Raw genomic sequence first — 13,019 nt, 5'->3', positions numbered from 1 at the left:
GGAAATTTCCGTTTGATACGATCAACTATCAGAAGAAAAACCCTCCGACCAGATGCACAACAAATGCGACTATCCATGCAATCACACACTGTCCGACCACAACACCAACTGCCCATTTACTGCCAAGTTCTCTTTTGACCGATGCAATTGCAGCAACACATGGTGTATACAGAAGGCAGAATGCAAGCAGGCTCGCGGCAGCCAAAGGTGTAATACATCCCAGCAAAGCCGCAGTGCTTCCAAATAAAACGGAAAGTGTCGATACCACGCTTTCTTTTGCCATAAATCCGGTGATCAATGCTGTGGAGATCCGCCAGTCACCGAATCCCATCGGTTTGAAGATCGGCGCAACCACGCTTGCCACCATCGCAAGAATACTGTCTTTTGAATCAGTCACAATACTGAGATGCATATCAAAAGTCTGCAGGAACCAGATCACCAGTGTTGCCATAAATATAACAGTAAATGCTCTCTGCAGGAAATCTTTCGCTTTGTCCCAGAGCAGATGTCCGACATTCTTTGCACCCGGCATACGATAATTCGGAAGTTCCATAACAAACGGCACTGCTTCTCCACTGAACAACGTTCTCCGCATCAGAAGCGCCATAAGAATCCCCATCAAAATCCCGCCAAAGTACAGCGCAATCATCACAAGCGCTCCATGTTTCGGGAAAAATGCTGCCGTAAAAAATGCATAGATTGGAAGCTTTGCCGAACAGCTCATAAACGGAGTCAGCAGGATCGTCATCTTACGGTCACGTTCCGACGGAAGTGTACGGCTTGCCATAACACCCGGAACAGTACAGCCAAATCCGACCAGCATCGGAACAATACTTCTTCCGGAAAGTCCGATCTTTCGAAGAAGTTTATCCATCACAAAGGCAACTCTCGCCATATATCCGCTGTCTTCCAGCAAAGATAAGAAGAAAAATAACGTCACAATAACCGGAAGGAAACTTAAAACACTTCCGACTCCGTTAAAAACTCCATCCATAACAAGCGAATGAATCACATCATTGACACCGGCCGCACTCATCCAATGATCTACAATATTGCCCAGTGCCGTAATGCCCATCTCAAGAATATTCTGCAGAAATGCACCGATCACGCTGAAAGTCAGAAAGAAAACAAGTCCCATGATTCCGATAAAGCACGGAATTGCCGTATACTTTCCTGTCAGAATGCGGTCAATCTTCATACTCCTCAGATGTTCTTTGCTTTCTTTTGGCTTTACGACTGTTTCATCACAGACTTTCTCAATGAAATCAAAACGCATATGGGCAATAGCCGCTGCACGGTCAAGCCCACGCTCTTTTTCCATCTGTTTAACGATATGCTCCAGTGTCTCTTTTTCATTCTGGTCCAGTTTCAGACTTTCCATAATCAGCGAATCACCTTCGGCAAGCTTCGCTGCTGCAAAACGTACCGGAATCCCGGCTGCCTTCGCATGATCCTCAATCAGATGCATGATTGCATGAAGGCACCGATGTACCGCACCACCATCTTCATTCACATCACAGAAATCAATTGCCTGCGGACGTTCCTGATATTTTGCTACATGAACGGCATGCTGTACCAGTTCATCAATTCCTTCATTCTTTGCCGCAGAAATCGGAATGACCGGGATTCCCAGCATCTCCTCCATCTGATTGACCAGAATGGAACCGCCGTTTTCCCTCACCTCATCCATCATATTCAGCGCAAGTACCATTGGAATATCCAGTTCCATCAACTGCATCGTCAGATACAGGTTTCTCTCGATATTCGTCGCATCTACAATATTAATGATTCCTTTTGGATGCTCATCAAGCACAAAATTTCGAGTTACGATCTCCTCGCTGGAATACGGTGACATAGAGTAAATACCCGGAAGGTCGGTAACCAGCGTATTGCTTTTTCCACGAATATTTCCATCTTTTCTGTCTACTGTAACACCCGGAAAATTTCCGACATGCTGGCTGGAACCGGTCAGCTGATTAAATAATGTTGTTTTACCGCAGTTCTGATTTCCCGCAAGCGCGAACGTAAGAATTTCATTGTCCGGAAGCGGATGCTCTGTCTCTTTTTTGTGATATTTTCCGCCTTCACCAAGTCCCGGATGCGGAATTGTCCTCGCTGTATCATTTTTATGTAACGCCCTGCTGTCCGATACATTAACAGCGTCGCGTATATTCTCTATCTCTATCTTTTCTGCATCTGCAAGCCGCAGCGTCAGTTCATAGCTGTGGATACGAAGTTCCATCGGATCTCCCATCGGTGCATATTTCACCATGGTCACTTCGCCCTTCGGGATCAGTCCCATATCCAGAAAATGCTGCCGCAATGCTCCTTCTCCACCGACAGAACGTATTGTTGCAGTCTTTCCAATCGGAAGTTCACGTAATGATGTCATATCGACTTTCCTTTCTGTCTTTTCCTGTTTTTGTCTAATTCTTTGTTTTATTGATTTTTTTTATCATTATATACAGATTAACGGTATGCCAAATGAGAAAAATTGTCAATAGAATTTCCTGAGAATTTTCTTCCTTATATATCTACTTCATTTTTTATCAGAGATATAAATATATTTTTATAACACTTTCGTCTCAAAAAAGCTTATAATAGATTCACGATATAAACTGAGGAGGACTTTATTATGGAAAAAAAATGGTGGCATGAAAAAGTTGCCTATCAAATTTATCCAAAGAGTTTTTATGACTCAAACGGTGACGGAATCGGGGATATCCCGGGAATTATAGAAAAATTAGACTATCTGAAAGTTCTGGGTGTCGACATTGTATGGATTTCCCCATGCTATCCGTCTCCTTTTGCCGATCAGGGATACGACATCTCTGATTATTACAACATCAATCCTGTTTTCGGAACACTGGAAGACATGGACCGTCTTCTTGCCGAGGCAAAAAAACGCGATATGTATATTCTTCTGGATCTCGTAGTAAACCACTGTTCTGATGAACATGAGTGGTTCCAAAAAGCCTGCGAGGATCCGGACGGAAAATACGGCAATTTCTTCTACATTACCGACAAAAAAGAAGGCGAACTGCCATGCAACTGGCGCAGTTACTTCGGTGGTCCTGTCTGGGAAACTCTGCCGGGACATCCGGACAAACAGTATCTGCACGTTTTCCACAGGAAACAACCGGATCTGAACTGGGAAAATCCGGAGGTTCGTGAAGAAATATACAAAAATATCAACTGGTGGCTGGATCGCGGTGTCAGCGGTTTCCGTATCGATGCGATCATTAATATCAAGAAGAAATTTCCATTTGCAGACTATCCCGTCGATCGTCCGGACGGCCTTTCCAGCATTCAGAATATGTTGAAAGAAGCTACCGGAATCGGTGAATTCTTAAGCGAAATGCAGGCGCGCACCTTTGGCCCGCACAATGCTTTTTCCGTAGGTGAAGTATTTGATGAAAAAGACGAAGAACTTCCGGATTTCATCGGAGACCATGGATATTTTTCCAGTATGTTTGATTTCTCCACGACTATTTTCGGCGGAAGCCCGAACGGCTGGTACGACCGCAAAACCATCACTCCTGATGACTACAAAGAATGCTGTTTCCACTCCCAGCAGCGTGTCAGGGATATCGGTTATCTTTCCAATATTATAGAAAACCATGATGAACCGCGTGGTGTCAGCCACTACATCCCGGACGGAGACCTTTCTCTCCACAGTAAGAAACTTCTTGCAACAATGTATTTTATGCTCCGTGGCCTGCCGTTTATCTATCAGGGACAGGAGATCGGTATGGAAAACCTGCGCTTCCAGTCCATCAATCAGGTCGATGATATCAGCACAATCGACGAATATCATGTTGCAAAAAATGCCGGTCTGAACGAAAAGGAGGCACTGTCCTGCATCTCCAGATACAGCCGTGACAATGCCCGTACACCGGTTCAGTGGAACGACAGCGCCAATGCCGGATTTACCAGTGGAAATCCATGGCTTCCGCTCAACCCGAATTATAAAGAGATCAATGTAGCTTCACAGGAAAACGATCCGGATTCTCTTCTTTCTTTCTATAAAGAACTGATTGCACTGCGTAAAAATCCGGAATATAAAGAAACCATTGTTTACGGCGAACTGATTCCTTATCTCGAAGAGCAGCACAACCTGATGTCTTACTATCGTAAAGGAGACAAAACCCTCCTTGTACTCGGCAATTTCCAGAAAGAGCCTCAGACTGTAAAACTGCCGTCTGCATGCCGCAAAATCCTGCTCAACAATTATCCTCAGCTGAACATCAGCGACGACTCTGTAATTCTTGATAATTACCAGGCGGTTGTAATCGAACTGTAAACCAAATTTTCCGTTTATCTGATTTCATACAGTAAAAAGTCCCCACAGGAACATGCATACTGAAATTTTTCAAAGTTTCAGCAACTCATATCCTGTGGGGATTTCTTTATTTTATTTGCAAAGCTCTTCAGCCATCTGATCAAGTTCTTTGATGTTTTCTTCGCTTAAGGAAGACATGATCTTAACTGTGGTATCAAGCCATGTGATATTTTTGCTCTTTTCGAATTCTGCCTTCATAACTTTTGCAGCATTCGGAGCCCAGCTTCCGTTCTCGATCAGACCAATCGTACGGTTCTGATAGTTTCTTTCTGTCAGATGGTCGATGTATGTTTTCATGAACGGAAAGATATCGGCATTGTAGGTGATTGTGGCAAGAACCAGTTTACCATAGCGGAATGCATCTTCAACGGCTTCTGCCATATCATCTCTTGCAAGATCAAATACTGAAACTTTCGGGCAGCCTTTCTCTTCCAGCTTCTGTGCCAGAACTTCTACGGCTTTCTTTGTATTTCCATAAACAGATGAATATGCGATCACAACACCTTCACTCTCAACCTTGTAAGAGGACCAGATGTCATATTTCTCAATGTAATGTCCCAGATTCTCAGTCAGGATCGGTCCATGCAGCGGGCAGATCGTCTGGATATCCAGAGTTGCAGCTGCTTTGAGAAGCTTCTGTACCTGTGCACCGTATTTACCAACAATACCGATGTAATAACGGCGGGCTTCGCAATCCCAGTCTTCTTCTACATCAAGAGCACCGAATTTACCAAATCCGTCTGCGGAAAACAGGACTTTGTCTGTGCTGTCATATGTAACCATAACTTCCGGCCAGTGAACCATCGGTGCAAATACAAATGTCAGGACATGTTTGCCGAGTGTCAGGCTCTCGCCGTTGGCAACGACCAGTTTTTTACCTTCCAGATCCATGCCTCTGAAGAAGTTTTCCATCATGGTAAAGGTCTTTGTATTTGCAACAACGGTTGTATCCGGATATGCTTTCATGAAGTTTTCGATGTTTGCCGCATGATCCGGCTCCATATGCTGTACAACCAGATAATCCGGCTTTGCTCCATCCAGGACTTTGGCAACATTTCCAAGCCATTCTTCTGTGAAGTTTGCATCTACCGTATCCATAACTGCGATCTTTTCATCTTTGATCACATATGAGTTATAGGACATGCCGTTCGGCACCTCATACTGTCCCTCAAACAGGTCGACCTGATGGTCATTTACACCTACATAATAAATATCATTTCCGATTTTCATCTTAACAATGTACCTCCTTATTGATCCGGCTTTTGTGTTATTTTAAAACATTTTCATTTCTGTCCACATTATATCTGCTCCCTTAACCGAAATCAATAGGGACCTTTTTATTATCGACATTTTATAACCTTCATGTTATAAACAAACATCCCCAGTGATGCAAGAATGATCAATCCATATCCTATGAAACTATAGCAATCCGGAATTTCACCAAACAGGAAAAATCCCAGAAGTGTTGCGAATATGATCTGCGAATAATCAAAAATAGAAATCTTACCTGCCGGTGCATACGTATATGCTGCTGTGATCGTAAACTGACCGCCTGCTGCAAAAAGACCCGCCATCAGAAGCGTCACGAGCTGTTTTCCTGTCATCGGAGTATAATCGAAAATCAGATACGGAAGCACAAACAGGCAGGAAAATGCAGAAAAGTAAAATACAATGATCGGGCCTTTCACCCCATGTGTTCCCAGCACACGCACCATTGTATAGGCAATTCCTGCTCCAAGTCCTCCGCAGACTCCGATCAGCGCAGGAATCAGGGCTGCATTCTGAAATCCCGGTTTTACCACGAAAAGGCATCCGATAAATGCCAGCAGCACGCAAGCTCCCTGCACCGGGGTGATCTTTTCTTTCAAAATCAGAAAAGAAAAAATAATTGCAAAAAACGGGGACAATTTGTTCAGGATCGAAGCATCTGCAACAAGCAGATGGTCGATCGCATAAAAGTTACAGAGGATTCCCAGTGTGCCGAACGCACAGCGAAGGAACAGCGCACCCCAGTACTGTTTCTGCACCTTTGGTACAATATGATTTTTACCTAAAATGATTGCTGCAAAAATTGCCGCCACCAGATTACGGAAAAAACTTTTCTGAATGGATGGCAGATCTCCCGCCAGACGCACACTGACATTCATACATGCAAAGAAAAACGCCGACAGAATGAGCATCACCATTCCTTTTATATAATTTTCCTGTTTCATTTCTATTTCACCAAGCCTCTCATCATTTTTTCCTGTTTATCATATCACTAACTGCCAACGTGATACAAGCAGGATTCCTTTTGAATAGATTAAGGAAATTGACTTTTCCGTAATTTTATATAGCGATTTCGATATTTTTCGGTTATAATGATATTCAAATACACGCTTAAAGAGACGCGGTACCATGCTACAATGATAAAGTTGTCTCAGAACGGAGGAGAAACTATGGAAATTGTCTGTTTAGACCTTGAAGGCGTACTGGTTCCTGAAATCTGGATCGCATTTGCAGAAGAGACCGGTATCCCGGAATTAAAAAGAACAACAAGAGATGAGCCTGACTACGATAAACTGATGAAATACCGTCTCAATATTTTGAAAGAACATGGCCTTGGACTGAAGGAGATTCAGGAAACTATTTCCAAAATCGATCCGATCCCGGGCGCCAAAGAATTTCTGGACAAACTTCGCGAGCTGACTCAGGTCATCATCATCAGTGATACATTTTCACAGTTTGCCGGACCTCTGATGAAAAAACTCGGTTATCCGACTATCTTCTGCAACTCTCTCGTAGTCGCAGACAACGGCGAGATCACAGACTTCAAGATGCGCTGTGAAAAATCCAAATACACAACCGTAAAAGCACTGCAGTCTATCGGATATGATACCATTGCAAGCGGTGACAGCCACAATGACCTCGGTATGATCCAGGCAAGCAAGGCAGGATTCCTCTTTAAGAGCACCGATGCGATCAAATCCGAATATCCTGAAATTCCGGCATATGAAACATACGACGAACTTTATGACGCAATCAAAAAAGTAATCGAGGGTTAATCCCCCGATTACTTTTTTAATTCCTGTGTATGAACCAGTGATGCATATACCCCTTCTTTTTGCATCAGTTCGTTGTGCGATCCTTTTTCAACAATCTGTCCCTGTTCAATGACCACGATGTCATCTGCACTCTTGACTGTAGAAAGTCTGTGGGCTATGATGATCGTCGTTCTTCCGACCGCAAGTTTCTCAAATGTTTTCTGGATTTTTGCCTCTGTCACACTATCCAGCGCTGAAGTGGCCTCATCCAGAATCAGAATCGGTGGATTTTTCAGAAAAATACGTGCAATTGAAATTCTTTGTTTCTGTCCACCGGAAAGAAGCGCGCCTCTTTCTCCGACATTCGTATCAAATCCTTTCGGCATTTCCATAATATCATCATAAATTTCTGCCATCTTTGCCGCCTGTATGATTTCATTCATTGTCGCATCGAGTTTTCCATAACGGATGTTCTCCGCAATACTGTCTGCAAAAAGGAAAACTTCCTGCTGCACAACACCGATATTTCTGTGCAGCGATTCCTGCGTGGCCTTTCTTACATCCATTCCATCAATGGAAATACTTCCGTCAGTCACATCATAGAATCGCGGAATCAACTGACTGAGCGTAGTTTTTCCACCACCGGAAGATCCTACAAACGCAATCGTCTCACCCGGTTTTATATGAAGGGAAACATCCTTAAGTACTGTCTGATCTCCCTCATAAGCAAATCCGACATGATCTATATCGATCTGTCCTCTGACATCCTGAAACTCCGTGGCATCCGGTGCATCCTTAAGTCCCGGTTCTGTCCGCATCAGTTCCACAAATCTGTGCAGACTGGCTGTTCCGTTCGCAATCAGTTCCACCGTCGTTGAAAGCTTACGTACCGGATTTACAAAAGTAGAAACATACAAACTGAATGTGATCAGGTCAATGATGTTCAACTGATCTGACATGATCAGTGCACCGCCGACCGCAATCACGATTGCTGAAAGAATACACATGAAAAATTCCATTACAGAATTAAACATTCCCATTGCCCGATAAAAATCCGCTTTTGAATCACGGTAGCTCAAATTTGCAGAATCAAATTTGTCGAGTTCTTTTTCCTCATTTGCAAAAGCTTTCGCCGTCCGAAGACCGGAAAGTCCGGATTCAAAATCCGTATTGATCGCTGCCATCTCCTTTTTTACATTACGGGATGCATTCTGCATGGAAAAACGGCATTTCCACACAATCACAAGAAAAATCGGAATTGTCACCGCGATCACCAGCGCCAGTTTCCACTGGATCGTAAACATAATGATCAGCGCACCAATGATCGTTACTGTTGAAATAAAAATATCTTCCGGCGCATGATGTGCAAACTCCGTAATATCAAACAGTTCCGATGTGAGCCGACTCATTAACTGTCCCACGCGGGCATTATCAAAATACGAATAACTCAGCTCCTGAATATGCTGAAATAAGTCACGTCGAAAATCTGTTTCTATCCGGACACCAAACGTGTGTCCCCAGTAAGTAATAATATAGGTAAAAACAGACCGCAGAATGTATGCACAAAATACGATTGCCATGACGGTCCAGAATGTTCTCCATGCATTATCCGGCAAAAGTTTGTACATACACCATCTGGAAATAAATGGAAACGCCAGATCGATTATCGCAATTCCCAGTGCACATGCCATATCCAGGAAAAACAGTTTCCTGTGAGGTTTGAAATATGACAGAAATATCTGCATTTCACTTTTGTTTTTGAAATCTTTCCGATTCATCTTTTTTCTCCCATCTTTTATTTTCTATTGTTTCATATTTATTTCACTCACTTTCTGACACTCATCTTAGCACAGATGATGTAAAAAATGCAAGATAATGGGTTTCATGTCATACAGAGAACCTGCCACTGGCAGCTTCTCTTGCATACTTTGGTATAGAGAAGAGGCAGGAACCGTATGGTTCTGCCCCTTTCATGCTCATTATTTTGTTTTCACTCAGATCAGCTTGCGTCTTCGCGCTTCCGCGATTGCTGCTGTTTTATTTTTAACGCCTAATTTACGGTATGTTTCCCGACAGTGGTATTTCACTGTCGCTTCCGAAAGTTTCATGCTTTGGGCTATAGCCGCTGACGCCATACCTTCTGCCTGTAATTTCAGTATTTTGACTGCATTGGTACTTAAAGCGATCTGCTCTTCTCCTTCTTCGCTGAGATAGAATGGGTAGGCTTCTGCCATCTGCCGGCATTCTGTCAGAACCTGATTTTTGTACTCTGCATCCTGCCAGATAAATTTATCTTTTTCCAACATCTGAAACAATACCGGGCCTTCTCTGGTCAGAACCCGTACAAAATGATACTCTTCTGCCCTGCTTATACACTCCTGCAGCGTTTCTTTCCACGCTGGCTGATTCATCTGGTATTGTACGATTGCCAGAAGAAGCGTTGCTTCCATATATATGTAAGTTCGTTTCATCATCTCTGCATAATACAGAATCTGCTGAATCAGACAATACGCAGCCTGATACTGCCCCCTCTGTATGTAGATTCTTACTTTTGTCAGATAACGGAAACGATCCATGGTACAAAATTCTCTGCTCTCATCCGGCGCCTGTGCCATCCAGTCTGCCACATCTTTTCCCATGTATAAATACACACGGCATAAAAAAGCATCTATATTAGGAAGCAGATTCGGTGCATCTTTCCTCGCCCGTTCCCGAAAACTCAGCAACGTTTTTTCTGCACCTTCTGCATCTCTGTTTAAAACCGAAAGCCATGCAAGCAGACCGACACCGACAAAAAACATTTCCAGCTTGCCGCCGCTGTCTGTCTCCATTTTTCCTTTTTCTGCAAGTGAAAAAATCTCAAAAATATCCTGTCCCTTTTCCAGATAACTTTCTGCAAGTGCCATCGGAACAAGACCTTTGCCATATTTGCCAAGAACAAATGCTACCGGTATGCCGATCCCGCGCGCAAGTTCTTTGTCATGTTTGCTCCATTCACAGAAATCTTTTCCTCCATTCATCAGAGACGGAAGATTACTCGTAACAGAAAACTCCGGAAGTACTGCTTTTCGGTCGCGCAGTAACAGATCCGCATTCTTGAAAATATCGATCAGTCCGGTACTTCCCGTATGTGGCAATGCAATTTTAAGATAAAGAAGGCGGCTTCTTGCCTCCCGCTTCTCGCTTCCCGTATGTTCCTCTGCATATTTTTCCAATGCGTGATACCAACGATCGCTTTCTTCGATATTCATCAACATTGACTGCAGTAAACTGAGCCCCGCCATAAGAACAGGACTGTTTTCCACAATATTGTCCGGAAGTTCCAGGTAATATCTGCGAAGCTCAAAGTAATGCCCACTGGAAGGATTTTTTCTTGCATTTGCAGTCAGAAGTCTTGAAATGCTATCCATATCATTATATTTTTCATACATATCAAGTGCTTCCGGGATCTGGTCGTTAATCTCATAATATAACCCTGCACTGTAATATAGACGCTCGATCTGTTCTGCGGTTTTGCGTCTGCGAAGTCTCTGCTGCATAGATTTACGCATCGGCCAGCGGCATCTCCAGATTCCGTTTGTACCACATATTTCAAAGAAATTTCCTGTTTCTTCAGCCTGTGAGATCAACTTTTCTACATCACGCCTGCCGGTCAGCATTGCTGCAAGCTGAACTGTAAATTCTTCTACGACTGAAACATCCATAAAAAATTCCTGAAGCTGCAGATCCCACTGATCATATACATGAACCTCCAGATAATCCCACTGACGCTTAATCGTCCGCTCCAGATTACAGTTTTCCATGACATAAAAGAACAGCGACAATGGATTTCCACCACCTATACTCCATGCTTCCTGATGTTGTTCATGCGGAAGTTCAAGTCCGAACTGCTCTATGTATGCAATCTGCTCATCAAGAGAAAAAAGGAAATCTTCTTCTTCGATTTCTACAAAGATATATTTTGCACGAAGTGGCATCAGCCAGCGTGGGAACGGACACCGTGAAATCAGGATCAGCCATATGTCTTCTCTGCCGAGCAGTTCTTTTATTTTTTCAAAATAAGCTTCTTTTTGGGAAGAATCCGCAAGTGACTGGAGATCATCGATCACAACAGTGTGCTCAGTAGTTTTCTTTTCTATATTGATCTCATCTGCAAGAATCGTTGTAGCACTGTAATAACTGCATTTCTTCATATTAACATTATTTAAGATCAATGCAGTTTTGCCAATACCGGTCACTCCATAAAGATAAAGTGGAGTATGAAATTTCCGGGCTGAACGGAATTTATACCCTGCTTTTTTCGGGCATATGTATGTTTCGCTTACAGATTTAATGTTTTTCTTCATACTCCTCTCCTCTTGATTTTCAGATTTTGTGTAGTGTATCTTTATTGTAGCAGAGTATTTTTCTTTATGGAACTATCCGAAAGGATAGTTTTTTGTTTTTACATGATTATGGTAACAGTTTTTCGTTACACAAAAAAGCCGGGATCCTTACGGATCCCGGACATATATGAGGAGAATAAGCATTGGAAGGTTAGCCTTCGATTGCAATGTAACCATTTTTTTCAACGGCTTTTGGTGCTTTCTTCGGAACAGAAAGTTTCAGAATACCGTATTCGTATTTTGCATGAATATCTTCTTCGCTGACAGCATCGCCAACATAGAAGCTTCTGCTTAAGGTTCCCGCATAGCGTTCGCGTCTGATGTAGTTACCTTCTTTATCTTTTTCATCTTTATCCAGACCTTTGGCTGCTGCCAGTGTCAGGTAGCCGTCTTTCAGCTGAACCTTGATCTCATCTTTCTTAAATCCAGGAAGATCTACATCAAGTTCATAGCTGCCATCGGTCTCACGGATATCTGTTTTCATCATGTTCTGTGCATGTTTACCATAAAGTGGATTTTTCTTGCCCCAAAACTCATCGTTAAACGGGAAGTTCATCCAATCATCATCAAATAAGTTTTCTCCAAAAATACTAGGCATCAACATAAGTCATCTCTCCTTTTATGATAAAAAATCTATATTTAAGCCTTGCGGCTGTTGCCTTCAAATCTATATTTAACGGCACCGCCCGAAGTCTTCGGGCAGTACCATAAACTTTTACCTGTCAGATATTATCTGCCGAAATTCTGTCAAATCAGTTGGCCATCGATTATTCAATGGTAATATACTTCGGATCGTTGGAAACTGGTTTTGCTTCTTTCTTCGGAACAAACAGTTTCAGGATACCGTGTTTGTATTCACCTTTGATGTCTTCCTGTGTGACATCTTCGCCAACATAGAAGCTTCTCTCGCAGGCACCTGCATAACGTTCACGCCTGATGTAACGTCCTGTCTTCTTGTCATCCTCTTCTTCATCAAGACCTTTGGCTGCACTGACGGTCAGATAACCATCTTTCAGTGCTACCTTTACTTCATCTTTCTTAAATCCAGGTACATCAATAACCAGTTCATAACCTTCCTTGGTTTCTTTGATATCTGTTTTCAGAAGATTCTGTGCTCTGTGTCCATAAAGTTTCTTTTCTGCTTTCTTCTCATCTTTGTCATCGTAATAGAACGGTGTAAAGAAATCGTCGAATAAGTTTTCTCCAAAAATACTAGGCATTAACATAAGTCATCTCTCCCTTTTTTAATAATCTATATTGAAATAAGTT

At 42.8% G+C, this 13,019-nt stretch carries 8 protein-coding genes and 1 pseudogene; 2 read left to right on the top strand and 7 right to left on the bottom strand.

The genetic code is table 11. From position 1 onward, the window contains the following. Nucleotides 1–28: 28 nt before the first annotated feature. A complete protein-coding gene (gene feoB / locus H8Z79_RS15010) occupies nt 29–2,392 on the bottom strand; it encodes a ferrous iron transport protein B (protein WP_118039251.1) in 2,364 nt (787 codons plus the stop codon). A 243-nt stretch (nt 2,393–2,635) separates the two neighbouring features. On the opposite strand from feoB, the gene H8Z79_RS15005 reads away from it, so the two are divergent. After that, nucleotides 2,636–4,303, top strand: coding sequence for an alpha-glucosidase (locus H8Z79_RS15005; RefSeq protein ID WP_118039250.1), 1,668 nt, complete (start codon nt 2,636–2,638; stop codon nt 4,301–4,303). A gap of 114 nt (nt 4,304–4,417) precedes the next feature. Here the strand turns inward: H8Z79_RS15005 and H8Z79_RS15000 are convergent. Together H8Z79_RS15000 and H8Z79_RS14995 are read right to left on the bottom strand one after the other, a co-directional pair. Continuing rightward, nucleotides 4,418–5,572, bottom strand: a pseudogene (locus H8Z79_RS15000) (FprA family A-type flavoprotein); the annotation flags it as partial. A gap of 110 nt (nt 5,573–5,682) precedes the next feature. Continuing rightward, the gene (locus tag H8Z79_RS14995; RefSeq protein ID WP_118039248.1) at nt 5,683–6,555 is read right to left on the bottom strand and encodes a DMT family transporter; all 873 of its coding nucleotides are present in this window, start codon (nt 6,553–6,555) and stop codon (nt 5,683–5,685) included. A 225-nt stretch (nt 6,556–6,780) separates the two neighbouring features. Here H8Z79_RS14995 and thrH point away from each other — a divergent pair, with 225 nt between their 5' ends. After that, the gene (gene thrH, locus H8Z79_RS14990; RefSeq protein ID WP_118039247.1) at nt 6,781–7,386 is read left to right on the top strand and encodes a bifunctional phosphoserine phosphatase/homoserine phosphotransferase ThrH; all 606 of its coding nucleotides are present in this window, start codon (nt 6,781–6,783) and stop codon (nt 7,384–7,386) included. A gap of 8 nt (nt 7,387–7,394) precedes the next feature. Here thrH and H8Z79_RS14985 read toward each other — a convergent pair whose 3' ends face one another. The 4 genes from H8Z79_RS14985 to H8Z79_RS14970 form a co-directional block, all read right to left on the bottom strand. Beyond that, nucleotides 7,395–9,143, bottom strand: a complete 1,749-nt coding sequence (locus H8Z79_RS14985) for an ABC transporter ATP-binding protein (RefSeq protein ID WP_118039246.1) — start codon at nt 9,141–9,143, stop codon at nt 7,395–7,397. 216 nt (nt 9,144–9,359) lie between these two features. Further along, nucleotides 9,360–11,711 carry a LuxR C-terminal-related transcriptional regulator gene (locus tag H8Z79_RS14980; protein WP_015541703.1) on the bottom strand — a complete coding sequence of 784 codons (2,352 nt, stop codon included), beginning with the start codon at nt 11,709–11,711 and terminating at the stop codon, nt 9,360–9,362. A 190-nt stretch (nt 11,712–11,901) separates the two neighbouring features. Further along, nucleotides 11,902–12,354, bottom strand: a complete 453-nt coding sequence (locus tag H8Z79_RS14975; protein WP_015541702.1) for an Hsp20/alpha crystallin family protein — start codon at nt 12,352–12,354, stop codon at nt 11,902–11,904. A gap of 163 nt (nt 12,355–12,517) precedes the next feature. Further along, nucleotides 12,518–12,976, bottom strand: a complete 459-nt coding sequence (locus tag H8Z79_RS14970; protein WP_015541701.1) for an Hsp20/alpha crystallin family protein — start codon at nt 12,974–12,976, stop codon at nt 12,518–12,520. Nucleotides 12,977–13,019: the final 43 nt, after the last annotated feature.

It is taken from the genome of Blautia intestinalis, from assembly GCF_014297355.1.
Classification (GTDB): domain Bacteria; phylum Bacillota; class Clostridia; order Lachnospirales; family Lachnospiraceae; genus Blautia_A; species Blautia_A intestinalis.
The sequence above is the reverse complement of the archived record's forward strand: the minus strand, read 5'-3'. Positions and strand labels throughout refer to the sequence as shown.

Excerpts from the sequence above, each read along its gene's own strand:
- H8Z79_RS15005 (WP_118039250.1), top strand. The coding sequence starts at position 2,636 with ATGGAAAAAAAATGGTGGCATGAAAAAGTTGCCTATCAAATTTATCCA.
- H8Z79_RS14985 (WP_118039246.1), bottom strand. The coding sequence starts at position 9,143 with ATGAATCGGAAAGATTTCAAAAACAAAAGTGAAATGCAGATATTTCTG.
- H8Z79_RS14980 (WP_015541703.1), bottom strand. The coding sequence starts at position 11,711 with ATGAAGAAAAACATTAAATCTGTAAGCGAAACATACATATGCCCGAAA.
- thrH (WP_118039247.1), top strand. The coding sequence starts at position 6,781 with ATGGAAATTGTCTGTTTAGACCTTGAAGGCGTACTGGTTCCTGAAATC.
- H8Z79_RS14970 (WP_015541701.1), bottom strand. The coding sequence starts at position 12,976 with ATGTTAATGCCTAGTATTTTTGGAGAAAACTTATTCGACGATTTCTTT.
- feoB (WP_118039251.1), bottom strand. The coding sequence starts at position 2,392 with ATGACATCATTACGTGAACTTCCGATTGGAAAGACTGCAACAATACGT.
- H8Z79_RS14995 (WP_118039248.1), bottom strand. The coding sequence starts at position 6,555 with ATGAAACAGGAAAATTATATAAAAGGAATGGTGATGCTCATTCTGTCG.
- H8Z79_RS14975 (WP_015541702.1), bottom strand. The coding sequence starts at position 12,354 with ATGTTGATGCCTAGTATTTTTGGAGAAAACTTATTTGATGATGATTGG.